Annotated in this window: 25 protein-coding genes and 1 pseudogene; 6 read left to right on the top strand and 20 right to left on the bottom strand. The window is 72.3% G+C overall.

Features of this window, described 5'->3' with window-relative positions; genetic code table 11:
* Nucleotides 1-25: 25 nt before the first annotated feature.
* Nucleotides 26-1437: pseudogene (locus D9753_RS28810) on the bottom strand (glutamine synthetase family protein).
* 43 nt (nucleotides 1438-1480) lie between these two features.
* Between D9753_RS28810 and D9753_RS28805 the strand changes: the two are divergent.
* Together D9753_RS28805 and D9753_RS28800 are read left to right on the top strand one after the other, a co-directional pair.
* Nucleotides 1481-2233, top strand: a complete 753-nt coding sequence (locus D9753_RS28805) for a FadR/GntR family transcriptional regulator (RefSeq protein WP_240468308.1) — start codon at nucleotides 1481-1483, stop codon at nucleotides 2231-2233.
* 139 nt (nucleotides 2234-2372) lie between these two features.
* On the top strand, nucleotides 2373-3062 hold the full coding sequence (locus D9753_RS28800; protein WP_121789664.1) for a gamma-glutamyl-gamma-aminobutyrate hydrolase family protein: 690 nt from the start codon (nucleotides 2373-2375) through the stop codon (nucleotides 3060-3062).
* A 121-nt stretch (nucleotides 3063-3183) separates the two neighbouring features.
* Here D9753_RS28800 and D9753_RS28795 read toward each other — a convergent pair whose 3' ends face one another.
* Nucleotides 3184-4107, bottom strand: a complete 924-nt coding sequence (locus tag D9753_RS28795) for a LysR family transcriptional regulator (protein WP_121789663.1) — start codon at nucleotides 4105-4107, stop codon at nucleotides 3184-3186.
* Between the two features lie 70 nt (nucleotides 4108-4177).
* Between D9753_RS28795 and D9753_RS28790 the strand changes: the two genes are divergently transcribed.
* Nucleotides 4178-5329, top strand: coding sequence for a TDT family transporter (locus tag D9753_RS28790; RefSeq protein ID WP_121789662.1), 1152 nt, complete (start codon nucleotides 4178-4180; stop codon nucleotides 5327-5329).
* Here the strand turns inward: D9753_RS28790 and D9753_RS28785 are convergent.
* Together D9753_RS28785 and D9753_RS28780 are read right to left on the bottom strand one after the other, a co-directional pair.
* On the bottom strand, nucleotides 5241-5960 hold the full coding sequence (locus D9753_RS28785) for a helical backbone metal receptor (RefSeq protein ID WP_121791339.1): 720 nt from the start codon (nucleotides 5958-5960) through the stop codon (nucleotides 5241-5243). The genes D9753_RS28790 and D9753_RS28785 overlap by 89 nt on opposite strands.
* 42 nt (nucleotides 5961-6002) lie before the next feature.
* Complete coding sequence (locus D9753_RS28780) at nucleotides 6003-6575, bottom strand: helix-turn-helix domain-containing protein (protein WP_121789661.1); 573 nt, start codon at nucleotides 6573-6575, stop codon at nucleotides 6003-6005.
* Nucleotides 6576-6941: 366 nt separating this feature from the next.
* Here D9753_RS28780 and D9753_RS28775 point away from each other — a divergent pair, with 366 nt between their 5' ends.
* Nucleotides 6942-7853, top strand: a complete 912-nt coding sequence (locus D9753_RS28775; protein ID WP_121789660.1) for a 5'-3' exonuclease — start codon at nucleotides 6942-6944, stop codon at nucleotides 7851-7853.
* Nucleotides 7854-7969: 116 nt separating this feature from the next.
* Entirely contained in the window at nucleotides 7970-8815 is an 846-nt protein-coding gene (locus D9753_RS28770) for a siderophore-interacting protein (protein ID WP_121789659.1), read from the top strand.
* A gap of 35 nt (nucleotides 8816-8850) precedes the next feature.
* Here the strand turns inward: D9753_RS28770 and D9753_RS28765 are convergent, their stop codons facing one another.
* Nucleotides 8851-9438 carry a GNAT family N-acetyltransferase gene (locus tag D9753_RS28765; RefSeq protein WP_121789658.1) on the bottom strand — a complete coding sequence of 196 codons (588 nt, stop codon included), beginning with the start codon at nucleotides 9436-9438 and terminating at the stop codon, nucleotides 8851-8853.
* Between the two features lie 83 nt (nucleotides 9439-9521).
* Between D9753_RS28765 and D9753_RS28760 the strand changes: the two genes are divergently transcribed.
* Complete coding sequence (locus tag D9753_RS28760; RefSeq protein WP_121789657.1) at nucleotides 9522-10472, top strand: pseudouridine synthase; 951 nt, start codon at nucleotides 9522-9524, stop codon at nucleotides 10470-10472.
* Nucleotides 10473-10551: 79 nt separating this feature from the next.
* Here the strand turns inward: D9753_RS28760 and D9753_RS28755 are convergent, their stop codons facing one another.
* From D9753_RS28755 to pafA, 15 genes are all read right to left on the bottom strand, one after another.
* Complete coding sequence (locus D9753_RS28755; protein WP_121789656.1) at nucleotides 10552-12042, bottom strand: cytochrome P450; 1491 nt, start codon at nucleotides 12040-12042, stop codon at nucleotides 10552-10554.
* A gap of 46 nt (nucleotides 12043-12088) precedes the next feature.
* Nucleotides 12089-12709, bottom strand: coding sequence for a GTP-binding protein (locus D9753_RS28750; protein WP_121789655.1), 621 nt, complete (start codon nucleotides 12707-12709; stop codon nucleotides 12089-12091).
* A complete protein-coding gene (locus D9753_RS28745) occupies nucleotides 12690-13112 on the bottom strand; it encodes a DUF742 domain-containing protein (RefSeq protein ID WP_121789654.1) in 423 nt (140 codons plus the stop codon). The genes D9753_RS28750 and D9753_RS28745 overlap by 20 nt, the downstream gene beginning before the upstream one ends.
* A complete protein-coding gene (locus tag D9753_RS28740) occupies nucleotides 13109-13513 on the bottom strand; it encodes a roadblock/LC7 domain-containing protein (RefSeq protein ID WP_121789653.1) in 405 nt (134 codons plus the stop codon). Before D9753_RS28740 ends, D9753_RS28745 begins: the two co-directional genes overlap by 4 nt.
* Nucleotides 13510-15174 (bottom strand): sensor histidine kinase, encoded by a 1665-nt coding sequence (locus D9753_RS28735; RefSeq protein ID WP_163010815.1) that lies wholly within the window; start codon nucleotides 15172-15174, stop codon nucleotides 13510-13512. Before D9753_RS28735 ends, D9753_RS28740 begins: the two co-directional genes overlap by 4 nt.
* A 376-nt stretch (nucleotides 15175-15550) precedes the next feature.
* Entirely contained in the window at nucleotides 15551-18403 is a 2853-nt protein-coding gene (locus D9753_RS28730) for a DEAD/DEAH box helicase (protein ID WP_121789651.1), read from the bottom strand.
* Nucleotides 18404-18493: 90 nt separating this feature from the next.
* Nucleotides 18494-19438 carry a twin-arginine translocase subunit TatC gene (gene tatC, locus D9753_RS28725; RefSeq protein WP_205614288.1) on the bottom strand — a complete coding sequence of 315 codons (945 nt, stop codon included), beginning with the start codon at nucleotides 19436-19438 and terminating at the stop codon, nucleotides 18494-18496.
* 47 nt (nucleotides 19439-19485) lie between these two features.
* Nucleotides 19486-19773 (bottom strand): Sec-independent protein translocase subunit TatA, encoded by a 288-nt coding sequence (gene tatA, locus D9753_RS28720; protein ID WP_121789649.1) that lies wholly within the window; start codon nucleotides 19771-19773, stop codon nucleotides 19486-19488.
* Between the two features lie 255 nt (nucleotides 19774-20028).
* Nucleotides 20029-20223 (bottom strand): hypothetical protein, encoded by a 195-nt coding sequence (locus D9753_RS28715; protein ID WP_121789648.1) that lies wholly within the window; start codon nucleotides 20221-20223, stop codon nucleotides 20029-20031.
* A gap of 42 nt (nucleotides 20224-20265) precedes the next feature.
* Entirely contained in the window at nucleotides 20266-20526 is a 261-nt protein-coding gene (locus D9753_RS28710; RefSeq protein ID WP_121791338.1) for a hypothetical protein, read from the bottom strand.
* 96 nt (nucleotides 20527-20622) lie between these two features.
* A complete protein-coding gene (locus D9753_RS28705) occupies nucleotides 20623-21654 on the bottom strand; it encodes a helix-turn-helix transcriptional regulator (RefSeq protein ID WP_121789647.1) in 1032 nt (343 codons plus the stop codon).
* Between the two features lie 14 nt (nucleotides 21655-21668).
* Complete coding sequence (locus D9753_RS28700; RefSeq protein ID WP_121789646.1) at nucleotides 21669-22622, bottom strand: helix-turn-helix transcriptional regulator; 954 nt, start codon at nucleotides 22620-22622, stop codon at nucleotides 21669-21671.
* Between the two features lie 137 nt (nucleotides 22623-22759).
* On the bottom strand, nucleotides 22760-23131 hold the full coding sequence (locus D9753_RS28695; protein ID WP_121789645.1) for an FKBP-type peptidyl-prolyl cis-trans isomerase: 372 nt from the start codon (nucleotides 23129-23131) through the stop codon (nucleotides 22760-22762).
* 86 nt (nucleotides 23132-23217) lie between these two features.
* On the bottom strand, nucleotides 23218-24222 hold the full coding sequence (locus D9753_RS28690) for an FKBP-type peptidyl-prolyl cis-trans isomerase (protein WP_121789644.1): 1005 nt from the start codon (nucleotides 24220-24222) through the stop codon (nucleotides 23218-23220).
* A gap of 139 nt (nucleotides 24223-24361) precedes the next feature.
* Nucleotides 24362-25723 carry a Pup--protein ligase gene (pafA, locus tag D9753_RS28685; RefSeq protein WP_121789643.1) on the bottom strand — a complete coding sequence of 454 codons (1362 nt, stop codon included), beginning with the start codon at nucleotides 25721-25723 and terminating at the stop codon, nucleotides 24362-24364.
* Nucleotides 25724-25729: the final 6 nt, after the last annotated feature.

Genomic DNA, 25729 nt, shown 5'->3' with positions numbered 1-25729 from the left:
AGCGTGACTGGCGTTCGGGGGCGGTTCACAGGCGCTCGAAGGAGCGGCGCAGCTCCCAGTCGGTGACCGCGGCGTCGAAGGCCGCCAGCTCCACGCGCGCCATGTTGCGGTAGTGGTCGACGACCTCGTCACCGAAGGCGGCCCGGGCGATCGGGCTGTTCTCCCAGAGTTCGGCGGCCTCGCGCAGGGTGGTGGGCACGTGCGCGAAACCGGCGGTGTAGGCGTTGCCGGCGCAGGGCTCGGGGAGTTCCAGCTTCCGCTCGATGCCGTACAGGCCGGCCGCGACCAGCCCGGCGACGGCCAGGTGCGGGTTGACGTCGCCGCCGGGCAGGCGGTTCTCGAAGCGCAGGGAGCGGCCGTGGCCGACCACGCGCAGGGCGCAGGTGCGGTTGTCGTGCCCCCAGGCGACGGCGGTCGGGGCGAAGGAGCCCGGCTGGAACCGCTTGTAGGAGTTGATGTTGGGGGCGTAGAGGAGCGAGAAGTCGCGCAGGGCGGCGAGCTGCCCGGCGAGGAAGTACCGCATCACCTCGGACATCCCGTCGGGCCCGGCCATGGCGTTGTTCCCCTCGGCGTCCGCGAGGGAGAGGTGGATGTGGCAGGAGTTGCCCTCGCGCTCGTTGTACTTGGCCATGAAGGTGATCGACACACCCTCCTGGGCGGCGATCTCCTTGGCGCCCGTCTTGTACAGGGCGTGCTGGTCGCAGGTGACGAGGGCCTCGTCGTAGCGGAAGACGATCTCGTGCTGGCCGGGGTTGCACTCGCCCTTGGCGGACTCGACGGTGAGGCCGGCGCCGGCCATGTCGTTGCGCAGGCGGCGCAGCAGGGGTTCGATGCGGCCGGTGCCGAGGATGGAGTAGTCGATGTTGTACTGGTTGGCCGGGGTCAGGTCGCGGTAACCGGCGTCCCAGGCCCGCTCGTAGCTGTCCCGGAAGACGAGGAACTCCAGCTCGGTGCCTGCCTGGGCGGTGTAGCCGAGTTCCGCGAGCCGCTCCCGCTGGCGGCGCAGGATCTGCCGCGGGGCGGCGCCGACCCCGGGGAGCCGTCCTCCCAGGCGAGATCGGCGACGAGCAGGGCGGTGCCGGGGTGCCAGGGGATGCGGCGCAGGGTGGCCGGGTCGGGACGCAGGGCGAAGTCGCCGTAACCGCGCTCCCAGGAGGACATCGCGTAGCCGTCGACGGTGTTCATCTCGGTGTCGACGGCGAGCAGGTAGTTGCAGCCCTCGGTGCCGTGGTGCAGGACCTCGTCGAGGAAGAAGCGGGCGGCGAACCGCTTGCCCTGGAGGCGCCCTTGCATGTCGGGGAAGGCCAGCACGACAGTGTCGATCTCACCGCCCGCGACGAGGGCGTGCAGTTCCTCGACGCTGAGCGGGGGTGTCGGTCTGCCACGGGAGAGCCTCCTTCGGCGCCATCGCGCTTTTTCGGCCGGGCCGGGAACCATAAGGTATTGCTGGGAACCAATGCCTGGGAAGGGGGCACGACAGGTGTCGCGGGAGACGGGACGGCAGGAGGCGCGGGCGCCCGGCGCCGGCGACCGGCTCGCCGCGGTGCTGCGGCCGGTGCGGGCGGGCAACGGCTTCGAGGAGGCGCTGGAGCAGATCCTCCAGATCGTCCGCCTCGGCCTGGTGCCGGACGGCGGGCGGCTGCCGGCCGAGCGGGAGCTGGCCGGGCGGCTGGGCATCAGCCGGGTGACGCTGCGCGAGGTCCTGAAGGTGCTCCAGGACCAGGGACTGGTGCGGGCGCGACGCGGGCGGTACGGCGGAACGTTCGTGCTGGCGCGCACGGACGCGGGCGGCGAGGACGAACTGCGGCGGCGCGTCGCCGGGACCGACATCGAGGACGTGCTGCGGTTCCGTGAGGTGCTGGAGGTGGGGGCGGCCGGGCTGTGCGCGGCGCACGGGCTGACGGGCGAGCAGGCGGACCGGCTGCGGACGGCGCTGGACCGCACGCGTGACGCGCCGCTGGCGGACTACCGCCGGGCGGACACGCTGCTGCACCTGACGCTGGCCGAGCTGTGCGGCTCACCTTCCCTGACGGCGCAGTACGCGGCGGTCCGCGCCACGGTGAACGACCTGCTGGACTGCATCCCGCTGCTGGTGCGCAACCTGGAGCACTCCCAGCGGCAGCACACGGCGCTGGTGGAGGCGGTGCTGGCCGGGGACGCCGACGGGGCGCGGGAGATGACGCGGGAGCACTGCGCGGGGACGGCGGCGCTGCTGCGGGGGTTCCTGGCGTGAGCCCGGTCTGCAATGGTACGGCGACTGACCTTTGACGGGTGGGCCGTCGGCTGCGGTTGGGCCTCCGACGGGGATGACCGTACGTCGGGAGGGTGGGAAGGGCCGCATGACCGTACGTCGGGAGGGTGGGGAGGGCGGCATGACCGTGCGACCGCTGATCGGTGTGAGCACGTACCTGGAGGCCGGGGCCCGCTGGGGCGTCTGGGAGCTGGAGGCGGCGCTGCTGCCGGCCGCGTATCCCAGGCTGGTACAGCGGGCCGGGGGGCTGGCGGTGCTGCTGCCGCCCGACACACCCGGGCGGGCGCGGGCCGCGGTGTCCCGGCTCGACGGGCTGGTGATCGCGGGCGGGCCGGACGTCGACCCGGCGCGGTACGGCGCGGAGCGCTTGCCGCGTACGGGGCCGCCCGCGCCGGAGCGGGACGCCTGGGAGCTGGCCCTGATCGACGCGGCGCTGGCGGCGGGCGTGCCGGTGCTCGGCATCTGCCGGGGCATGCAGCTACTGAACGTGGCCCTCGGCGGCACGCTGGTGCAGCATCTGGAGGGACACGTGGAACGGGTCGGCGTGTTCGGCGGCCATCCGGTGAAGCCGGTGCCGGGGACGCTGTACGCCGGGCTCGTCCCGGAGGAACTGACCGTGCCGACGTACCACCATCAGGCGGTGGAGCGGCTCGGGGCCGGGCTCGTGCCGTCGGCCTACGCGGCGGACGGGACGGTGGAGGCCGTCGAGCTTCCGGCGGAGCGGGGCTGCTGGGTGCTGGGGGTGCAGTGGCATCCGGAGATGGGTGAGGATCTGCGGGTGATGCGGGGGTTGGTGGGGGCGGCGTCGTGAGCGGGGGTGGTTCGGGGGCGGGTGCGGGGACGGTTCGGGGGCGGGTGCGGCGCCTTCGTGGCTGGTCGCGCAGTTCCCCGCGCCCCTTGGGGGGTTGCGGGGCCGTCCGTCTTCAGTGGGGTCAGGAGTTTGTCAGGGTGAGGAGGTCTCGGGCCGGGCCTGTGGGGCGGTGGCCTGTGGGCCATACCGCTCGTAGGGCTCGGCGCAGGGAGATGTCCTGGACCGGGATGCCGACCAGTCGTCGTGTCGCCAGCTCCTCCCCCACCGCCAGTTCACTCAGGACCGAGGGGCCCGCGCCGCTGACCGCGGACGCCTTCACCGCCGTGGTCGACGACAGTTCGATCAGCGGACGGGCCAGCCCGCCGAGGGCGGTGTCCAGGACCTGGCGGGTGCCGGAGCCGCGCTCGCGGAGGATGAGCGGGGTCGCGGCCAGTTCCTCCGGGGTCAGCGGGCGCCGGCGGCGGGCCCACGGGTGACCGGGGGCGGTGACGACGATCAGGCGGTCGTGGGCGATCACCGCCGAGTCCAGGCCCACCGGCATCGTCAGGCCCTCCACGAAGCCGAGGTCGGCCTCGCCGGCCAGCAGCAGTTCCGCCACCCTGGCCGAGTTCCCGGCGAGGAGCGAGACGGCCGTGTCGGGCCGCTGGGCGTGCAGGGCGAGCAGCCAGCCGGGCAGCAGGTACTCGGCGATGGTCATGCTCGCGGCGACCCTGAGCCGTGAGTCCCGGCGGTCCCGCAGCGCCTGCGCCCCCGCGTCGAAGGCCGCCGCGGCCTCCACCACCCGGCGGGCCCAGTCCGTCACCAGGGCGCCCGCGTCGGTGAGCCGGGAGCCGCGCGGCGAGCGGTCGACCAGGGCCACCCCGAGCTGCCGTTCCATGGAGCGGATCCGGCTGCTGGCGGCGGGCTGGGTGATGCCGACCTCGCGCGCCGCCGCTCCCAGACTGCCCAGCCGCGCCACGGCGAGCAGCAGCTCCAGCGCGGCGAGGTCCGGCACCCGGTGCGCCAGCGACGCGGTGCATGCCTGCCGCCCCTCCACCTCACTCATAAGACCAGCTTATGTCCTCATAGGACGGGACTCCCTGGCCCGTGGCGGGCGGTGACGGCATCGTGGACGCATGGTCACCGCAGCCCAGCCCCTGTTCCGCGCCGACCGGGTCCGGCATCTCGGCCCGAACTGGTACGCCTCCGTCATGGGCACCGCCGTCGTCGGCTCGGCCGGTGTCGCGCTGCCCGGGACCGGGCATGGCTCGCGCGGTGTCCTCGCGGCCGTCTGGGCGCTGTCCCTGCTCCTGCTGGTGGTGCTGCTGACCGCCCGGACCCTGCACTGGTCCCGCCATCGCGACCAGGCCCGCGCCCACCTCCTCGACCCGGCGACGGCCCCCTTCTACGGCTGTCCGGCGATGGCCCTGCTGGCGGTGGGCGGCGGCGCCCTGACGACCGGACGGGAGCTGATCGGCACGCGCGCGGCGGTCACCCTGGACTCCGTGCTGTTCACCACCGGTACGGTGACCGGGCTCGGGGCCGCCGTGGCCGTCCCGTACCTGATGGCCGTACGGCACCGTGCCGGGGTCGCCGAGGCCACCCCGGTGTGGCTGCTGCCGCTCGTCGCGCCCATGGTGTCGGCCGCGGCCGGCCCGCTGCTGGTGCCGCACCTGCCGCCGGGCCAGCCGCGCGAGACCCTGCTGCTGGGCTCCTTCGCGCTGTTCGGGCTGAGCCTGCTGGCCGTGCTGCTGATGCTGCCGCTGGTCTTCGCCCGGCTGATCACGTCCGGGCCGCTGCCGCCCGCGCTCACCCCGGTCCTGTTCCTGGTCCTGGGCCCGCTCGGGCAGTCCACCACCGCCGTGGCGCTGGTCGCGGACGCCGCCGAGGGGGTCGTACCGGCCCCGTACGACCGTGGTCTCGCGGTCTTCGCCGTGCTGTACGGGGTGCCGGTCATGGGGTTCGCGCTGCTGTGGCTGGGGCTGTCCGTCGCGCTCGTGGTGCGGGCCCGGCGTCACGGCATGGGGTTCACACTGGCGTGGTGGGCGTTCACCTTCCCGGTGGGCACCTGCGTGACCGGTGCCGCGGCCCTCGCCCGGCACACCGGTCTCGCCGTGTACGACGTCCTGGCCGCCGGCCTGTACGCCGTCCTGGTGGCGGCCTGGCTCGCGGCGGCCTGCGGCACCGCGCGCGGCCTGCTCAGCGGCGAGCTGCTCGCAGCGCCGCGGCCAGCACCCGTGGAGCCCGTGCCAGCGACGGCCCGTACCAGGTCAGGTGCCGTCCGCTGACCAGGGCGCAGGGCAGGCCGGGGAAGGCTTCCGGGCCGTCGTCGGCGGTGAAGCGGTACGGCTCGTCGGGGAGGACGACGAGGTCCGGCTCCGCCGCGCGCAGCTCGTGCAGCGGAACGCAGGGGTAGCGCTCGGGGGCGGCGGCGTACGCGTGGTCCACGCCCAGGCGGGCGAGGACGTCACCGGCGAAGGTGTCCCGGCCGAGGACCATCCAGGGGCGGCGCCAGACCGGTACGACCGCCGTCCTGCGCTCCACCGGCTCCGGCAGGGCCGCCCAGGCCGCCTCCGCCTCGGCCAGCCAGGCCGGCCGCCCGGACGCGCCGCACGCGGTGAGCACGCGGTCCAGCTCGGTGAGGGCCTGCGGCACGGTCCGCACCTCGGTGACCAGTACTTCCAGGCCCGCCGCGCGCAGGGCGGCCAGGTCGGGGGCGCGGTTCTCCTCCTCGTTGGCGATCACCAGGTCGGGGGCCAGCGAGACGATCCGGTCCACGTCCGGGTTCTTCGTGCCGCCGATCCGGACGACGTCCAGGTCCGCCGGACGCTCACACCAGTCCGTGGCGCCGGCCAGCACCCCCGGGAGCGTGACGGCGACCGCCTCCGTCAGCGACGGGACGAGGGAGACGGCCCGCACCCCGGCCGCGACGTCGCGCTTGCGCCCACCCGTCGCCACGGCTCAGCGGGACCGGTCCTGGACGGCCTCGATGTGCTCGGCGACCGCCACGACGACGACCCGGGTGTCCGGGACCGTGGCCCGCCAGCGGTGGCGGACCCCGCCGGTCAGATACAGGGTGTCGCCGCGACCGAGGCGGTAGGCCCGGCCCTCGGCCTCGATCTCCACCGCGCCGTCGGCGACGTACATCAGCTCGTCGTTGCGGTGCTGGAACTCGCGGCCGGCGTCGTGGTCGCCGGTGAACTCGGAGGCGTGCAACTGGTGGTGGCCGCGCACCAGGGAGCGGGTCCTCGGGTCGAAGTCGCCCTCGGCGACCTGCTCGGCCCGGACCACGTCCACGCTGGCCGCCGGATCGGCGGCGGCGAGGAGTTCCACGGCCGTGGTGCGCAGGGCGTCGGCCAGCTTCTCCAGGGAGGTACTGCTCGGGCGGGCCCGGTCGTTCTCGACCTGGCTGAGGAAGGGCACCGACAGGCCGCTGCGCTCGGCCACGACGGCGAGGGTCAGTTCCAGCGCACGGCGGCGCCGGCGGACGGCCGCGCCCACCCGCACGGGCTGCTGCTCTTTGTGGTCGCCCATCGCTCCGGCTCCCTCCCTCACTCGTCGTGCCGCTGTCCGGGTGCCCTCCCGGGGGCACACCTCTCCCGATGACTTCTCTGCACCCTACGCATGTTCGGCAAACCGTTTCACGTGCTGTCACATCCCTGACATCCCCGTGACCCTCCACCCTCACCTTTCGCGCCAGCATCGCAGGCACCGGGACCGGCCCGGGACCCGGCCCCGGCGGCGGAGAAACACGCCGCCCAACTGGGCCGGGCACCCCGGCGCGGTCCACTGGCAGTCACTTTGAGCGATTGTCCTGATCCTTTCCGTAGCCATGGACGCTGTCGCGGCCGGGGCGGTGTCGGTGCCGTACGGCATGATGCGAGCGTGACCGGACGACTCATGCTCCTCGACACCGCCTCGCTGTACTTCCGCGCCTACTTCGGCGTCCCGGACTCCGTGAAGGCGCCGGACGGTACGCCCGTCAACGCCGTGCGCGGACTGCTGGACTTTATCGACCGGCTGGTGCGCGACCACCGGCCGGAGCGGCTGGTGGCCTGCATGGACGCCGACTGGCGGCCGCGGTGGCGGGTGGACCTCATCCCCACCTACAAGGCGCACCGGGTCGCCGGGGAGCGCGCGGACGCGCCGGACGAGGAGGAGGTGCCGGACGCGCTCGCCCCGCAGGTGCCGGTCATCGAGGAGGTGCTGGACGCGATCGGGATCGCGCGCGTCGGGGTCGCCGGGTACGAGGCCGACGACGTGATCGGCACGTTCACCGCGCGCGCCGGGGAGCAGGTGGACATCGTCACGGGCGACCGCGACCTGTACCAGTTGGTGGACGACGGGCGCGGGATCCGGGTGCTGTATCCGCTGAAGGGCGTCGGCACGCTCCAGTTGACCGACGAGGCGGTGCTGCGCGAGAAGTACGGCGTCGACGGCCGGGGGTACGCGGATCTGGCGCTGCTGCGCGGCGACCCGAGCGACGGCCTGCCGGGCGTGGCCGGCATCGGCGAGAAGACGGCCGCCAAGCTGCTCACCGAGTTCGGCGACCTGGCCGGGATCATGGCGGCGGTCGACGATCCGCGGGCGAGGCTCACACCGTCGCAGCGGAGGCGGCTCACCGAGGCCCGGGCGTACGTCGCGGTCGCGCCGAAGGTGGTGCGGGTGGCCGCGGACGTGCCGGTGCCGGACGTCGACACCGCCCTGCCGCGCACCCCGCGCGACCCGGCGGCCCTGGAGGACCTGGCGCGGCGGTGGGGTCTCGGCGGCTCCCTCCAGCGACTGCTGGACACGCTGGCCGAGCGGCCTTGACGGGAACCTGACCGGAATATTCCGGCAAAGGGCTCCCATCGAGCCCTGGGGAACGGGACGTTCACAGAAAGCGAGTGCTAACTTAGGTTTACCTAACCAATAAGCAGGAGGCCGTGATGGCAGAACGTCCTGGACGAAAGCCGCGCAAGCCCCATACCGCCCAGGTTGTGCGGACCGAACGACTGACCCCGCACATGCAGCGTGTGGTGCTCGGCGGCGAGCACCTCGCCGGATTCCCCGCGGACACCTGCACCGACCACTATGTGAAGCTGCTGTTCGGCGTCCCCGGCGTCACCTACCCCGAGCCCTTCGACGTGGAACGGATCCGCGCCGAGTTCCCGCGCGAGCAGTGGCCGGTGACCCGGACGTACACCGTGCGCGCCTGGGATCCCGAACTGCGGGAACTGACCATCGACTTCGTGATCCACGGCGACGAGGGCCTGGCCGGGCCGTGGGCCGCCCGCGTGCGGCCCGGCGAGACCGTGCGCTTCATGGGCCCCGGTGGCGCCTACGCGCCCGACCCGGAGGCCGGCTGGCACCTGTTCGCCGGTGACGAGAGCGCCCTGCCCGCGATCGCCCGCGCCCTGGAGACGCTGCCCGCCGGCGCCCGTGCGCACGCCTTCGTGGAGGTGTCCGGGCCCGAGGAGGAGCAGAAGATCGACACCGAGGTGCCGGTCGTCTGGCTGCACCGCGGGGACCGGCCGGTCGGCGAGGCCCTGCTGGAGGCCGTGCGCGGGCTCCGGTTCCCCGAGGGCCGGCCGCAGGCGTTCGTGCACGGCGAAGCGGGATTCGTCAAGGAACTGCGCCGGCTGCTCCGCGTCGAACGGCAGCTGCCGCGCGAGGATCTGTCGATCTCCGGTTACTGGCGCCTCGGCCACAACGAGGACGGCTGGCAGGCCTCCAAGCGGGAGTGGAACGCCCGGATCGAGGCCGAGCAGGAGCGCACGGCCACGGCGGCCTGAGCGGGACCGGCAGGCACGGCGGGCCGGCGGTCCCGTCAGGCGCCGTCGCCCCGCACACGCGCGTGCAGATGCATGTCGTGCCAGCCGTCCGGGTGCAGCAGGGCGCTGCGCTTGGTGCCCTCCAGGGAGAAGCCGGCCTTCACGGCGACGCGGCAGGACGCCTCGTTGGCGAGGGCGTGGGTCAGCTCCAGGCGGTGGAAGCCGATCTCCTCGAACGCCCAGTGGGCCAGCGCGGACGTCGCACGCGCGGCGACACCCCGGCCGCGGGCCCGCGCCACCGTCCAGTACGCGACCTCGGCGGCGCCGTCCCCGAGCAGGATCTGGCGCAGCGCGACCCGGCCCAGCAGCTCGTCCGTGATCTCGTCCGCGACGGCCCACTGGGCGTCCTGTTCGGCCTCCCAGCCCTTGCGCCACCGCGTGATCCAGTCGGCGGCCTCCCCGACCGAGTCCGAGGACCTGATGTGCCACTGGTGCATCACCGGATCCTGGAAGGCCGCGTGCACGGCGGGCGCGTCCTCGGCCCGCCACGGGCGCAGGACCAGGCCGTCACCGGCCGGGAGAGCGGGCTGGGGGATGCGGGCGAGGGCCCCGGGGATCAGAACCGGGCTGCTGAGGAACGGCATGATCCCCATCCTGCCGACCGTGCGGCCGGTGGCCCACCCATTTACGGCGGCCACCGAGTGACCGCCCCCGTACCCTTGACGCGATGAGACGCCGTACGCCGCCCCCGCCCGCCCCGCTCCCCCAGCGCGACGGTGTGGACCCCGTACGGGTGCGGCTGCCCGTGGACGGGACGTGGGCGACCGTGCGGGAACACCTGGTGGACCGGCTCACCGGCGCCGGGCCCGGGGTGGTCGCGTCGATGTTCGACGCGGGGCTGGTGGTCGGCGCCGACGGACGGCCCGTGTCCCCCGGGGCGCCGTACCGGCCGGGGATGTTCGTGTGGTTCCACCGCGAGCTGCCCGCGGAGGTGCCGGTGCCGTTCCCGGTGGAGGTGGTGTACCGGGACGAGCACATCGTGGTGGCCGACAAGCCGCACTTCCTGGCCACGACCCCGCGCGGCTCGCACGTCGCCGAGACCGCGCTGGCCCGGCTCCGGCGCGAGCTGGACCTCCCGACGCTGACGGCGGCGCACCGTTTGGACCGGCTCACGGCGGGGCTGGTGCTGTTCACCGTGCGGCCCGGGGAGCGGGGCGCCTACCAGACGCTGTTCCGGGACCGGCTGGTGCGCAAGGAGTACGAGGCGGTCACGCCGTACGATCCCGCGCTCGACCTGCCCCGCACCGTACGCAGCAGGATCGTGAAGGAGCGCGGGATGCCGGCCGCCCGGGAGGTGGCGGGCGAACCGAACGCCGAGACGCGGGTGGAGCTCGCCGGCCACCGGGACGGACTGGCCCGCTACCGGCTGCTCCCGGCGACCGGGCAGACCCACCAGCTCCGGGTCCATCTGAGCGCCCTCGGCGTGCCCGTCCTCGGCGACCCCCTCTACCCGGAGGTGACCGCCCCCGTACCGGTCGGCGACTTCCGCCGCCCGCTCCAACTGCTCGCCCGCCAACTGGAGTTCACCGATCCGGTGACCGGCACGGAGCACACGTTCGTCACCGGACGCGCACTGAGGGCCTGGACGTCGTACGACGAGTGGGCCGCCGGAGACTAGTCCGGGCCAGGGGACTGTTCCGGGCCCGGGAAGGCGGACCCCGGCGGACGGCCGGCCCTCACCCGAAGGTGCCGGTGCGTCACTCGCCGCGCCACCAGGCCAGCAGGCGGCGCCAGGCGCCCCGGGGGCGGGACGGTTCCGCGGGCGTGGGGAGCGGGGCCGGGGCCTGGGGCGGGCGCGGGGGCGCCGGCCGGGGTGCGGCGGCCGGAGCCGGGGCGCTGCTCGCGGTGCCGACCTGCCGGGCGGAGCGCTGCGGCGGTAGGGCCACGGGCCGGGGCGGCATCTCCACATCCTGCTGCGGCTTCGGTTCGAACCGCACCGGCAGGGCCACCAGATGCCGCGAGGCGATGGACGACCGCCAGCGCAGCTCCTCCTCCGCACAGTCGAGCTGGATGTCGGACAGCCGCGTCAGCAGCGCGTCGACGCCGACGTCGGCGATCGCGCGGCCGATGTCCTGGCCGGGGCACTCGTGCGGTCCGCCGCCGAAGGCGAGGTGGGACCGGTTGCCCTGCATGCCGGCGGACAGGTCCGGGCGGATGCGCGGGTCGAGGTTGCCCGGCGCGGGCGCGAACAGCAGCCCGTCGCCCTTGCGGATGCGCCGGCCGCCCAGCTCGGTGTCCTGCTTGGCGTAGTAGCCGAAGACGGTGCTGAACGGCGGCTCGTCCCACAGCGACTGCTCGATCGCCTCCGGCACGGTCATCTGGCCCCCGTTGAGCTGGGCGCGGAAGCCCGGCTCGGTCAGGACCATGCGCAGCGCGTTGGCGAGGAGGTTGGCGGTGGCCTCGTAGGCCGCGAAGAGAACCAGCCGCAGGTGTTCGCGGACCTCCTCGTCGGTGAGTCCGGCCGGGTGGGCGATGAGGTGACTGGTGAAGTCGTCCTCCGGCAGGGCCCGGCGGCGGGTGGTGAGCCGGCCGAGCGCGTCCATGACGTACCCATGGCTCTGGATGGCGGTCTCGGTGCCCTTGAGGGCGTCCCGCGCGGCCTGCACCATCCGGTCGTCGTACTCCTCGGGCATGCCGAGGACCTCGCACATGACGGCCATCGGCAGATGCTCGGCGAACTGGGAGACCAGGTCGGCCCGGCCCCGCTCGCAGAAGCCGTTGACCAGGGCCTGGGTGTGGCGGCCGATGTGGCGGCGGACGCTGCGGTGGTCGATGGTGGTCATGGCCGCGGTGACCGCCGCGCGCAGCCGCTGGTGCTCGTCCCCCTCGGCGTGGGAGCAGATGGGCTGCCAGGCGATGTGCGGCATGAGGGGGTGGTCGGGCTTGACCGTGCCCTCCAGCAGCGGGGTCCAGATGCGGCTGTCCCGGGTGTACTGCGAGGGGCTGCGCACCAGTTGCAGGTTCTCGGCGTGCCCGAGCACCACCCACATCGGTACGTCGTCGGGGAGCAGCACGGGGGCCACGGGGCCGTGCTGCTCGCGCAGGCGCTCGTAGAGGCTGCCGAGGTCCTCGGCGTCGGGGCCGTAGAGCCGGTGCAGTCCCCCGGGGCCGAGGCCGTGCGCCGGGCAGCCCGGCGGCGGGCCGGACGTGGGGTCTGTGCCGGTCAGAGATGGGGATTCAGACGTCACGGTGTCGCTCCGGAACGGATGGTGGGGGGATCGGTCGGGCGGCGGGTCAGGTGCGGGGGCCGGAGAGGGCGATGGAGTGCAGGAAGCGCATGAGGGTCATCAACACGTCTTTGCTGGAGGCCCGCCGGCGTACGTCGCAGTCGATGATCGGGACATCGGGTGCCAGGTCCAGCGCGGTGCGCAGGTCCTCGACCGGGTAACGGGGTCCGTCCGGGAAGGAGTTGACGGCGACGACGAAGGGAACGCCGCGCTCCTCCAGCCGGCCCATCACGTCGAAGCTGACCTCCAGGCGCCGGGTGTCGACCAGGACGACCGCGCCGAGAGCGCCTTCGAACAGTCCGTTCCACAGGAACCAGAAGCGCTCCTGGCCGGGGGTGCCGAAGAGGTAGAGCACGAGCTTGTCGGTGATGCTGATACGACCGAAGTCCATGGCCACGGTGGTGGCCGTCTTGGAGTCGGAGCCGTAGTCGTCGTCCACGCCGATGCCGGCCTGGGTCATCGTCTCCTCGGTGGTCAGCGGTCTGATCTCGCTGACGGACCCGACCATGGTGGTCTTGCCGACACCGAAGCCGCCCACGATCACGATCTTCACCGCGGCCTGGGCCGTGTGCGGCAGTTGGTCCTCGGTGCGCGGGCCGGGGATCGTGTCAGAGCCGTTGAAGTCCATGCATCACCGCTTCGAGGAGTGAACGGTCGGGGACCGACCGGCGGACGATGGGGGCGCGCGCCTGCACCAGTTCCGCCCCGATCAGCTCGGTGATCAGCACGGTCATCGCGCTGAACGGCAGCCGGAGATAGGCCGAGAGTTCGGCCACGGACAGCGGGGCGACGCAGAGCCGGAGCACGTCCGCCTCCTCCGGCGAGGCGGACGGCTGCGGCGAGGAGCGCGCCACCACCAGCGTCACCAGGTCGAGTTCCGCGCGGGCACCGTCGGCGGATCCCGCGATGGTGTACAGCCGTTCGGGGTTCCTGGGCGTCTCCTGGCCGCCGGCCGGCTGGGCGGACGGCGGCGGGGACGGCGGGGGCGCCACCGGCTGCGGCTGGCGCCGTTTGCGTCGTGGAGGCGTCATACGGCCTGTCCGTTGCGCCGGGGCGGGCTGGTCAGGTGGGCCCCGATCCGGACGACGAGGTCGCGCATCATGCCGCTCATCCGCCCCGGTTCGCAGGTCACGTCGGCGAGCACGGCGAGATAGGCGTTGGCGCCCGCGTTCATGAGGTAGAAGTAGCCGCCGTCGATCTCGAAGACGACGACCTTCATGTCACCGGCGCCGGGGATCTCCTGGACGATGGCACCGGCCAGGCTCTGGACGCCCGCGCACGCGGCGGCCACGCGGTCGGCGGCGTCGGGGTCGCCGCCGTAGCGGGCGATGCGCAGTCCGTCGGCGGAGAGGACCACGATCATCTCGATACCCGGCACACCGTCGTTGAGCTGCTTGAGCATCCAGTCCAGGTTCGCTCGCTGCTGGATCACTTGAGGTTCCCCTCGTCGTCGGCCTCGGTGGCGCCCTCGCCGGGGTCGGCCGAATCGTTGAGCAGATGCAGGTACTTGGTCGGGTTCAGCGTGAAGTCGGTCAGTTCCGAGGCGGTGGCGTCCGCGGGCATGCCCTTGCGCAGGCCGTCCCAGAACGCTTCCATCCACATGCCCGGCGGCCGGTCCATGAGCTTCTTGCGCTCGGGGTCGATCTCGGGCTCGGGTTCCGGCCTGCTCTGGGACCAGATGGTCGGCCTGCCCTCGCGCTCGGCGCGCTCGATGGCGGCCTGCTCCGCGAGCCGCTGGCTGATCGGGGTCTTCACCCGGCTGCGCCGCTGCGGCAGGCCGCCCGCGGTCCACTCGGTTACCTCCGGGACGTCGTCCTCCATGGAGATGCCCGCGGGGATCTTGGGGCTGGTGGGACGGCGCTTCTTGGGCGGGCGCTTCGGGCCCTCGACGGCACCGAGCTCGGGCTTCGGGATGCCGGTCGCGCCGATGCCGTGCGCGGCGCCGACGCCGGGCTCGGTGGTCGTCATCACCCGCGGCACGATGAGGATCGCGCGGACGCCGCCGTACGCGGAGGAGCGCAGCGAGACATCCATGTCGAACTGCTTGCACAGGCGGCCGACGACGGCGAGACCGAGGCGCGGGTTCTCGCCGAGGTTGTCCGCGTCGTCGTTGTTCTTGGCGTCCTCGATGGCCTGCTCGATACGGGCGCGGGACTCCTCGCTGAGGCTGACACCCGCGTCCTCGATCTCGATGACGACACCGGACTGCACCTCGGCGGCGGTGACGTGCACCTTGGTCGAGGGCGGCGAGTACCGGGTGGCGTTGTCGAGGAGTTCGGCGGCGGCGTGCAGGACCGGTTCGACCGCGGTGCCCTTGATGTTGATGTTGACGATGGAGCTGAGTTCGATCCGGCGGTACTCCAGGATGCGGGACATGGCGCCGCGCAGCACGCTGTAGAGGGAGACCGGCAGGGGCCACTGACGGCCGGGCCGGCCGCCGCCGAGCACCGAGATGGTGTCGGCGAGGCGGCCGATCAGCGAGGTGCCGTGGTCGATGCGCAGCAGGTCGTCGAAGACCTCGGGGTTGCGGCCGTGGTCCTCCTCCATCTCACGGAGTTCCTTGGCCTGCTGGTGGACGATGGCCTGGACGCGACGGGCGATGCTCACGAAGGAGCGCTCCGTGGCGTCGCGCATCGAGATCTCGTGGTCGGCGCCGCGCCAGGCGACGCGCACCAGCTCGCGGTAGCCCTCGGGCAGGCCGCGCAGGCCGGGGTCCGCGTCGTAGACGTTGCTCACGGTGTCCCGGAGTGCCTCGCCGCGGCGCAGCCGGTAGAAGCCGGTGGGCAGAATGTCGGTGGTGATGCGGTCGATCAGCGCGTTGTGGGCGGCGATCCGCTGTTCCAGGTACGCGGCGTGACGGGCGTGTTCGGCCTGCGCCTCGCGCAGGCGCCGGCCACGGCGGACGGCCTCCCCGGCCGCGCCGAGGACCAGCAGCACGGCCAGCGTTCCGCACACGCCGACGGCGAGCCGGGCCGTGGGCGGTGCGAGGGCGACGGCGGCCCCGGCAGCGGCGGCCATCGCTATGGCCGGAGCCAACAGCACGCGCGCACAAGGACGTTCACGGCCGCCGGGAGGCTTCTGAACACTCACCATGGATGCCTTCTGAGATGAGTCGGCTGGGTGTCGGGGGGAGCTGCGGAGGGAAGGTTCACGGACGATCGGGATCTGCTTCGCACAAGGGGAACAGGCGCACGAATTACCTCAACTCGGTGCGCCTCGGGCGAGCTTAGTCCGACCGGATCATCGCCGTGCCTTCTTCGGCAAGCACCTGAAATCGCTCCCGCGACAGGGGTAGGCTCGAAGCCATTTACACACTGTGCTGTTGTTCGAACACTCTTCGTAATGGAGGACGAGCGTACGAATGCCCCTCACCGGGAAGAGTGAACCGGCCTCCCGGAGCCGTGGCCCCCGGCGGGTGTGGGGACCCGCGCGCTCAGCCGCGGCGCGCCCACACCCGCCGGACCGCGGGTCACCCCACCGACGAGTAGGCCACCACGCCGCGCAGTAGCTGGTCCACCGCCTTGCGCGCGTTCTTCGCCACGGTCGACCCCTCCGTGGGAGCCGCCGCCGAGATCTGCCCCAGTACGTCGATGACCTGCTTGCACCACCGCACGAAGTCACCGGCGGGCATGTCCGCCTCGCGCAGCACCTCGTCGAGACCGTTGCCCGTCGCCCACATGTACGCCGCCCAGGCGAACCCGAGGTCCGGCTCCCGCTGGCCGACCCCCTCGGTCTGGCTGATCCGGAACTCCTCCTCCAGGGCGTCGAGCCGGCCCCAGATCCTGACCATGTCACCGAGCGCGGCCTTCGCCCCGCCCGACGGCAGCTTCGGCGCCAGCGCGTCGTCGCCCGTCCGGGACTCGTACACCAACGCCGAGACGCACGCGGCGAGTTCGGCGGGGCCGAGGCCCTCCCAGACGCGCTCGCGCAGGCACTCGCTGGCCAGCAGGTCCAGTTCGCCGTAGAGCCGGGCCAGCCGCTTGCCGTGCTCGGTGACCTCGTCACCGCGCAGGTAGTCCAGCTCGGTCAGCAGCGCCACGATCCGGTCGAAGGTCCGCGCGATCGTGTTCGTGCGGCCCTCGATCCGCCGCTCAAGCTGCGAGGTGTCGCGCAGCAGCCGGTGGTAACGCTCGGCCCACCGGGCGTGGTCCTCACGGTCGCTGCAGCCGTGACAGGGGTGCGCACGGATCGCCGTGCGCAGCCGCGCGATCTCGCGGTCGTCGGCGGCCTGCGACCGCTGCTTGCGCGCCCGCTCCGGCGGGACGTGCCCGGCCTTGGTGCGCAGCGCGGAGGCGAGGTCCCGACGGGACTGCGGCGAGCGGGGATTGAAGGACTTCGGAATCCGCATCCGGTCCAGCGGCTCGACCGGTACCGGGAAGTCCATCGAGGCCAGCCGCTTGACCTGCCGCTCCGCGGTCAGCACCAGCGGGCGCGGACCGTCCTGGTGCTCGAAGCCGCGCTGGCCGCCCGCGCGGCCGGCGGGCAGGCCGGGGTCCAGCACCAGGGCCAGACCGGCGTACTTGCCCGTCGGCACGTGGATGACATCGCCGGCCTTGAGCCTCTCCAGGGCGACGGCGGCCTCGGCGCGCCGCTGGTTGGCGCCCTGCCGGGCCAGCTCCGTCTCCCGGTCCTTCAGTTCGCGGCGCAGCCGCGCGTACTCCTCGAAGTCGCCGAGGTGGCAGGTCATGGAGGCCTTGTAGCCCTCCAGGCCCTCCTCGTTGCGCTGCACCTGCCGGGAGATGCCGACGACCGACTTGTCGGCCTGGAACTGCGCGAAGGAGGTCTCCAGCAGTTCGCGCGAGCGGTGCCGGCCGAACTGCTCGACCAGGTTGACCGCCATGTTGTACGACGGCTTGAAGCTGGAGCGCAGCGGGTACGTGCGGGTGCCCGCGAGACCGGCGAGGTGCTCGGGACTGCTGCCGCGCTGCCAGAGGACGACCGCGTGGCCCTCCACGTCGATGCCGCGGCGGCCGGCCCGGCCCGTTAGCTGGGTGTACTCACCGGGAGTGATGTCGGCGTGCTGCTCGCCGTTCCACTTGACGAGCTTCTCCAGCACGACCGAGCGGGCGGGCATGTTGATGCCGAGCGCGAGGGTCTCGGTGGCGAACACGGCCTTGACCAGGCCGCGTACGAACAGCTCCTCCACGACCTCCTTGAAGGTCGGCAGCATGCCCGCGTGGTGGGCGGCGATGCCCCGCTCCAGGCCCTCCAGCCACTCGTAGTAGCCGAGGACGTGCAGGTCCTCCGGCGGGATCGAGGCGGTGCGTTCCGCGACCAGGGCGCGGACCCGCTCCCGGGCGTCCTCGTCGTTGAGCCGGAGGCCGGCGTGCAGGCACTGCTGGACGGCGGCCTCGCAGGCGGCGCGGCTGAAGATGAAGGTGATGGCCGGGAGCAGGCCCTCGGAGTCCAGGCGCTCGATGACCTCGGGACGGCTCGGCGTCCACACCCGCGAGCGCTGTCGGCGCTCCCGCTCGCGATCGGCCTCGCGCATCGACCGGCCGCGCCTGCGGTCCTGGAAGGACGGCCGTGTCGCCTCCATCCGGGCGAGGCGGACGAGATCGGGGTTGACGGCCTTCTTGTGGCCCTCGCCCTCCTCGAACAGGTCGTACATCCGGCGTCCGGCGAGCACGTGCTGGAACAGCGGCACGGGCCGGTGCTCGGAGACGATCACCTCGGTGTCGCCGCGGACGGTGTCCAGCCAGTCACCGAACTCCTCGGCGTTGGACACGGTCGCGGAGAGCGAGACCAGGGTCACCGACTCGGGCAGGTGGATGATCACTTCCTCCCAGACGGCGCCGCGGAAGCGGTCGGAGAGGTAGTGCACCTCGTCCATGACCACGTGGCCGAGACCGAGGAGGGTCCGCGAGCCGGCGTACAGCATGTTCCGCAGCACCTCGGTGGTCATCACGACCACCGGGGCGTCGGAGTTCACGCTGTTGTCGCCGGTGAGCAGACCCACCTTCGCGGCGCCGTACCGCCGGCACAGGTCCGCGTACTTCTGGTTCGACAGGGCCTTGATGGGGGTCGTGTAGAAGCACTTCTTGCCCTGCTGGAGGGCGAGGTGGACGGCGAACTCGCCCACGATCGTCTTGCCCGAGCCGGTGGGGGCGGCGACCAGCACACCCTTCCCCGCTTCGAGTGCCTGGCAGGCCTCGATCTGGAAGGGGTCGAGGCCGAAGTCGTACATCTCGCGGAAGGAGGCGAGCGCGGTGGCCTGTTCGGCAGCCCGCCTGCGGGCTGCCGCGTACCGCTCGGCCGGGGAGAGGTCCTCTGTCATCGTGCTTTCGAGCGTACCGGGCCCCACTGACAACAGGACGATCATTATCCGGAACGTGGGCTGATCGGCAAAGACGGATGCCCCCGCCCCCGGAGGGCTCCGGGGACGGGGGCATCAGGCCTGGTCGGGTGCGGGCTAGGTCACGTCGTCGTAGCCGTTGACCCGGTCGGTGCTCGTCTGCTCGGGCAGCGCCCGGGCGGCCGGGACGGGCTCGACCGCGCCGATGTCCTCGGGCGTGAGGTCCAGCTCGGAAGCCTCGTCGTCGGCGGGGCCGGCGGCCTCGCGGCGGGCCCGGCGCCGGTCGTTGAGCAGTGCGATGGCCACGGCGATGAAGTAGAGCGCCCAGATCGGCGCCGCCAGCGCCAGCATCGTCATCGGGTCGGGGCTGGGCGTGGCCACGGCCGCGAAGGCGGTGATGCCGACGACCATGCCGCGCCACCAGCCCCGCATGCGCCGGCCGGAGAGGACGCCGGTGAGGTTCAGCATGACCAGCAGCAGCGGCATCTCGAAGGCGAGGCCGAAGACGACGATCATGCGGGTGATGAGGTCCAGCAGGTCGTCCAGCGGCAACAGGTTCTCAGCGCCGTCGGGCGTGAGCTCGATCATGAACTTCGCCGTGGTGGGCAGCATGTGGAACGCGAGGTAGCCGCCGCCGAGGAAGAGCGGGAAACCGAAGACGACGAACGCGTAGGCGTACTTCTTCTCGCCGCGATGCAGGCCCGGTGCGACGAACGCCCAGAGCTGGTAGAGCCAGACCGGCGACGCGAGCACGATGCCCGACATGAGGGAGACCTTCAGGGCCAGGTTGAACGCGCCCAGCAGGCCGCTGACGGTGATATGCGCACAGCGGACGTTCTTGGCGTCGGCCAGTTCCCCGAAGGACTGGTGGCAGCCGATCTCGTCCAGCATCGGCCGGGTGATGACTTCGATGATGTCCCGGTAGAAGAAGGCCGAGACGATCGTGACGGCGAGGATCGCCAGGACAGCCTTGGCGAGCCGGTTGCGCAGTTCACGCAAGTGATCCCCGAGCGGCATCCGCCCCTCGGGATCCCTCTCCTTTTTGCGGGCAGGCTTGAGCAACCCACATCCTCATCTCGTGCAGCGGACCGGGTGTCCCGGTCCTCGCGTCAGCGCTGGGTCGTGTCCGTCGGCTCGGTGACCGGGCGGGAGCTGGTCACGTCACCTGGGGCGGCCTGGATCGTGCGCTGAGGCGAAGCGGGGTCGTCGGCGGTGGACTGGGCGGTGCCCTCGGGCTGCTTGCCGTCGTCCTTCATCGCCTTGGCCTCGCTCTTGAGGATGCGCGCGGACTTGCCGAGCGAGCGCGCCATGTCCGGGAGCTTCTTGGAGCCGAACACCAGGACGATCACCAGAACGAGGAGCAGCAGGTGCCACGGCTCAAGTCCGGAGCGGAACATAAATCTTCACCTTCTCACCGAGGCGGGCACGTCCGACAGGTCGGACACTTGTCCGGACGTCATGCTGGCTGCGATCGTAACGCCTGGGGATGAACGCGGGACAATCCCCCGGCGTACTCCTGCTCCGCGGACCGCGCCTCTCACCGGGCCGCGACCAGCACCAGCAGCGTACCTGGCCGGGTGGGCGCGGTGACAGAGCCGAGTGACCGACACCGCACCCCCGGGCCGGGACTCACCGGCACCGCGCGACGCGGCTCACAGCGTGTCCACGGCGCGGGCGGCGCTCACGGCCGCCCGCTCCAGATCCTCCGCGGCCCTGGTGATGCGGCGCCCGGAATCGGCGACCTGCTGCCCGAGGCGCCGCGCCTCCAGGAACACCCGGACGGCGAACACCCCCAGGACGGCGAGACCCAGGAACCCCATGGCTACCGCGAACATCGGCCAGAACATGACGTCGAGACTAGACCGTCCCCCGGAGCGGGTCCCAGCCGGCTACACCGTGGAGTGCAGCCGCAGGGTCCGGACGCCGCCGCCGGTGAGCAGCTCGACTATCCGCTCCCCCGCGGGCTTGCGGACCGCGGTGCCGCACTCGGGGCAGGTGAAGGAGTAGAACGTCGTCCGGCTGCTGGCGCCGATGGCGAGGCGCAGCGCGCTCGCGGCGAGTTCGAAGCGGCCCCGGCAGTCGGGGCAGCCGGCCCGGAAGACCACCGGGACGGCTCCGCGCATCCCGGCGAAGGCCGTCGCCACCGTCATCTCACCCGCACCGGACACCGGGGACTCGCTCACAGCCCTCGCTCCTCTTCCTCTGGTCACTCCGGGTCGTCCGCCTCCGGGGCGTACGGCCTCGGCTCACGCGGGACTCAGGTCCCGGCCGTCACCGGCGCCCCGCACCGCGCCCGCCGGGCCGTCGTACGCGGCCAGGGCCTCGCGGGCCGCGCGGCGGGCGCTCTCGGCCAGCTCGGACGGGGAGACGATCCGGCCGTCGCGGCCGAGCCGCAGGGCCAGCCGGCGCAGGGAGGCCGGGTCGGGGGTGCGCAGAGTGATACGCAGTCCGCCGTCGGGAAGCTCATCGGCGCTGTCGTGCGGGTAGTACTCGGCGACCCAGCGACCGCCGGGGCCGACCTCGACCACGACCTCCGGGTCCTCGGCGGCCGGCTGCACCAGGGCCTCGGAGAGGTCGCGCAGCTCCACCTCGGGCGGGGCGGACGGCTCGTCGAGGATCCTGATCTCGGCGACCCGGTCGAGCCGGAAGGTGCGCCGGGCCTCGGAGCGGCGGCACCACGCCTCCACATAGGTGTGGCCGACGCTGACCAGGCGGATGGGGTCGATCTCGCGCTCGGTGATCTCGTCGCGCGCCGGGGAGTAGTAGCGGATCCAGAGCCGGCGGCGCTCGGAGATCGCCCGGTCGACGTCGGCGAAGACCCCGCCCTCGGACTCGAAGGTCACCGACAGGCGGGAGCTGGCCCCGGCGGCTTCACCGGCCGCGGTCTCGACCTTGGCCGTGGCCCGCAGCAGGGCCTGGCGATCACCCTCCCGGAGGCCGGGCAGCGTCGACACCGCGCGGGCGGCGACCAGCAGGGCCGTGGCCTCGTCGGCGGCGAGCCGGAGCGGCTCGGCCGCCTCCTCGCCGAGCGCGGCCGGGTTGTGCCACCAGATGCGCTCGCCGTCGGTGTCGATGTCCAGCAGGTCGCCGCCGCGGAAGCTGGTGCCGCACATGGGCAGCAGGTCGAGGTCGGCGACCAGCTCGTCCTCGGTGATGCCGAAGGCCCGCGCCACGTCGGCGATCCGGGCGCCGGGGCGCTCCCGGAGATAGGTCACCAGCGAGAGCATCCGCCGGGTCTGGTCGATGGCGTTCACGGGCCTGGCCGGTTTGCCTGCCACAGTCCTGCTCCCCCTCAGCCCTTGGCCACGGCACGCAGCCGGTCCACCACGTCCGCGCGCAGCTCGGCCGGCTCCAGCACGACCACGTCCGGTCCGAACTCCACCAGCCAGGCGTCCAGGCCGTGCCCGTACGGAATCTCCAACTCGTCCCAGCCGTCGCCGAGTTCGCGGACCGCGGTGGCCTTCGCCCGAAGGGGGTACCCGGCGCCGGAGCGCAGCCGGATCAGCGCCGAGCGGTCGGCGATCTCGCCGGCCCAGCCCGCGACGGTCTCCCGCACGGTGACGACGTCCGGCACGGGAGCGGTGAAACCCGTGCCCCGGGAGCGGACCCTGCCGGTGATCCGGGAGAGGCGGAAGACGCGCTCGGCGCCCCGGTCGCGGTCCCAGCCGGCCAGGTACCAGTGGCCGCGCCAGCACTCCAGCGCCCACGGCTCGACGTGCCGGGGCTCGGGACGGGCGGCGGAGGCCTTGCGGTACTCGAAGAGGACCGGGCGGCGGTCGCGCAGGGCCAGCATCAGCGGCTCGAAGGCGGCCTCGTGCACCGGGATGCGCGGTTCCAGGGCGCTGTGCGCCTCGTACGGGTCGACGTCCTCGGGCAGGCCCGCCGCGCGCAGTTTCTGCAGGGCTCCGCTGGCCGCGCCGGCCAGCCGGGCCTGCTGCCAGACCTTGGCGGCGAGGCCGAGGGCGGCGGCCTCCTCGGCGTCCAGGGTGATGGGGGGCAGGCGGTTGCTGTCGCGGCGGGCGAGGTAGCCGACCTCGCCCTCGATGTTCTCGACGGTCTCGATGACGAGTCCCAGCTCGCGCAGGTCGTCCTTGTCCCGCTCGAACATGCGGTTGAAGGAGTCGTCGCTCCCCGCTTCGAGGTAGGCCTCGATGGACGCGCGCAGCTCGCGCTTGCTGAGCGGCCGTCGCGTGCCGAGCAGGCACAGCGCGAGGTTCATCAGCCGCTCGGCCTTGGCAATGGCCATCGACGCCCTTCGCCTTCCCTATGGTGCTTCTGACCGATGACCGTACCGCTCCGCGGGGCGGTGGCAAAAGCCGAGGGCCCACGCCCGAACAGGCATGGGCCCCAGGTGATCGGATCCGGTCGGATCCGGGCCGTGGATCAGACGCCGAGCAGGTCGACCACGAAGATGAGCGTCTCGCCGGGCTTGATCGCCGGGGTCGGGCTCTGGTCGCCGTAGGCGAGGTGGGCGGGGATGGTCAACTGGCGGCGGCCACCGACCTTCATGCCCTGCACGCCCTGGTCCCAGCCCTTGATGACCCGGCCCTGGCCCAGCGGGAAGCGGAACGGAGTACCGCGGTTCCAGCTTGCGTCGAACTCCTCGCCGGTGCTGAAGGCGACGCCCACGTAGTGGACGGTGACGTTCTGGCCCGCCTGGGCGACCGGGCCGTCGCCCTCCCAGATGTCCTTGATCTCGAGGTCGGCCGGGGGCGCGCCCTCCGGGAAGTCGATCTCGGGCTTGTCGATGCTCACGTCAAAAGCTCCTGCTTGTGTACGACACGGAACGCGGACAGTCTTTCATCATCGCGGGCCCCGCGCCCGCTCCGGGCGTCCCCGGCCTACATCGCCGCGAGGATGTCCACCGTGAACACCAGGGTGGAGCCCTTCCTGATGACCCCGCCGCTCGGCGGGTTGTCGCCGTAGCCCAGCTCCGGCGGGACGACGATCAGGACCCGGCTGCCCACCTTCTTGCCGGTCAGTCCCTGCGCCAGGCCCTTGACCGCCTGCTGCATCTGCTCCAGGGCGAACTGGCTGAGCCGGCCGGAGCCGTACGTCCGCTGGAAGGTCTTGCCGCCCTCCCAGACCAGGCCCTGGAACTGGCACAGGACCGTCTGGTCGGCCTTCAGTTCGGGGCCGTCGCCCTCCAGGACGTACTCCGAGACGAGCTTCTTCGGCGGGTCCGACTTGGGGACGGTGACCTTGGGCACCTGGCCGTCGGTGTTGGTGGCCACCTTCGGCAGTGCCGAGTCGTTCTGCGCGACCGGCTTGCCCTTGGCGGAGCTCTTGGAGTTGAAGGAGTCGATGAGGTCGATGACGAAGACCAGGGTGTCGGTGCCCTTGATGCCGGCGTCCGGCTGGCCCGACTTGCCGTAACCCAGGGCGGGCGGCACGGCGATCTGGACCCGGCTGCCGGTCCTCTTGCCGGCCAGGGCGTACCGCCAGCCGTCGATGATGCTGCCCTGGGCGAGCTGCATGACCAGCGCGCGATTGCGGTCGTAGGAGTTGTCGAAGACCTTGGCGGTGTCCCAGATCTGGCCGAGGTAGCTCGCCTGGACGAAGTCGTTCTCCGCGACCGTGCGGCCACTGCCCGGGATCAGCGTCTTGACCGCGAGGTTCTTCGACGGGTCGCCCGGCCCCTTGGCGATGACCGGCTTCTCACCGAACTTCGTGCCCGACGTGACCGCCGGCAGCGGTCCGTCCACGATCTTGGGCGGGGGCGCGGCGGACGCCGACGGCGACGGCGAGGCACTGGTCTTGCCGGAGTCGGACGAGTCGTCACCGCAGGCGGCGAGCGTGACCAGTCCTGCGGGGACAGCGGCGAGGAGGAGTGAGCGTCGGCGCACGGAGAGCCTCGTAATCGGTCGGTCTTGCGGATGGCGTGCGCGCAACTCTACGGCGTGAGAAGGGCGCCGTACGGAAAACGTACGGCGCCCGTGTGGCGTTCCGGCTCCTGCGAGCCGAGACGCCTGACTTCGTCCTTCGCTACATTCCGGCGATCAGCTTCTCCACCCGGTCGTCCACCGAACGGAACGGGTCCTTGCACAACACGGTGCGCTGCGCCTGGTCGTTGAGCTTCAGGTGGACCCAGTCGACGGTGAAGTCCCTGCTCTGTTCCTGCGCCCGCCGGATGAAGTCGCCGCGCAGCCGGGCCCGAGTGGTCTGCGGGGGAACGGACTTGCCCTCGAAGATCTTCAGGTCGTTGCAGATCCGGGCGGCCTGGCCCTTCTTCTCCAGCAGGTAGTACAGGCCACGACGGCGGTGGATGTCGTGGTAGGCGAGGTCTATCTGCGCGACCCTCGGGTGCGACATGGTCATGTTGTGCTTGGCCCGGTACCGCTCGATGAGCTTGTACTTCATGACCCAGTCGATCTCGGTGGCGATCCGGTCGAGGTCCTCGGCCTCGATCGCGTCCAGCGTGCGGCCCCACAGGTCCAGGACCTCGGCGACCGTGCCGGTGCGGATGCCCCGGCGCTCGCAGAAGTCCACGGCCTTGTCGAAGTACTCGCGCTGCACCTCCAGTGCGGAGGCCTCCCGGCCGCTGGCCAGGCGCACCTTGCGCCGGCCGGTGATGTCGTGGCTGACCTCGCGGATCGCCCGGATCGGGTTCTCCAGGGTGAGATCGCGCATCACGGTGCCCGCCTCGATCATGCGCAGCACCAGGTCGGTGGCGCCGACCTTGAGCAGCATGGTCGTCTCGGACATGTTCGAGTCGCCGACGATGACGTGCAGCCGGCGGTAGCGCTCGGCGTCCGCGTGCGGTTCGTCGCGGGTGTTGATGATGGGCCGGGAGCGGGTCGTCGCCGAGGAGACGCCCTCCCAGATGTGCTCCGCGCGCTGGCTGACGCAGTAGACGGCGCCGCGCGGGGTCTGGAGCACCTTGCCCGCGCCGCACAGCAACTGCCGGGTGACCAGGAAGGGGATGAGGATGTCCGCGAGCCGGGAGAATTCCCCGTGCCGGGCCACCAGGTAGTTCTCGTGGCAGCCGTAGGAGTTGCCCGCCGAGTCGGTGTTGTTCTTGAAGAGGTAGACGTCGCCCGCGATGCCCTCCTCGTGCAGGCGTCGTTCCGCGTCCACCAGGAGTCCTTCGAGAATGCGCTCGCCGGCTTTGTCGTGGGTGACCAGTTCGGTCACGTTGTCACACTCGGGGGTCGCGTATTCCGGATGTGAGCCCACGTCGAGATAGAGCCGGGCGCCGTTGCGCAGAAACACATTGCTGCTGCGGCCCCATGACACGACACGGCGGAAGAGGTACCGCGCCACCTCGTCAGGAGACAGGCGGCGCTGTCCCCTGAACGTGCACGTGACGCCGTACTCGTTCTCCAGCCCGAAAATGCGGCGGTCCATGAGGGA

The sequence above is a fragment of the Streptomyces dangxiongensis genome (assembly GCF_003675325.1).
In the GTDB taxonomy this organism is placed as follows: Bacteria; Actinomycetota; Actinomycetes; order Streptomycetales; family Streptomycetaceae; genus Streptomyces; species Streptomyces dangxiongensis.
Note: the sequence above shows the minus strand (reverse complement) of the source record. Positions and strands in the feature narration are given on the sequence as shown.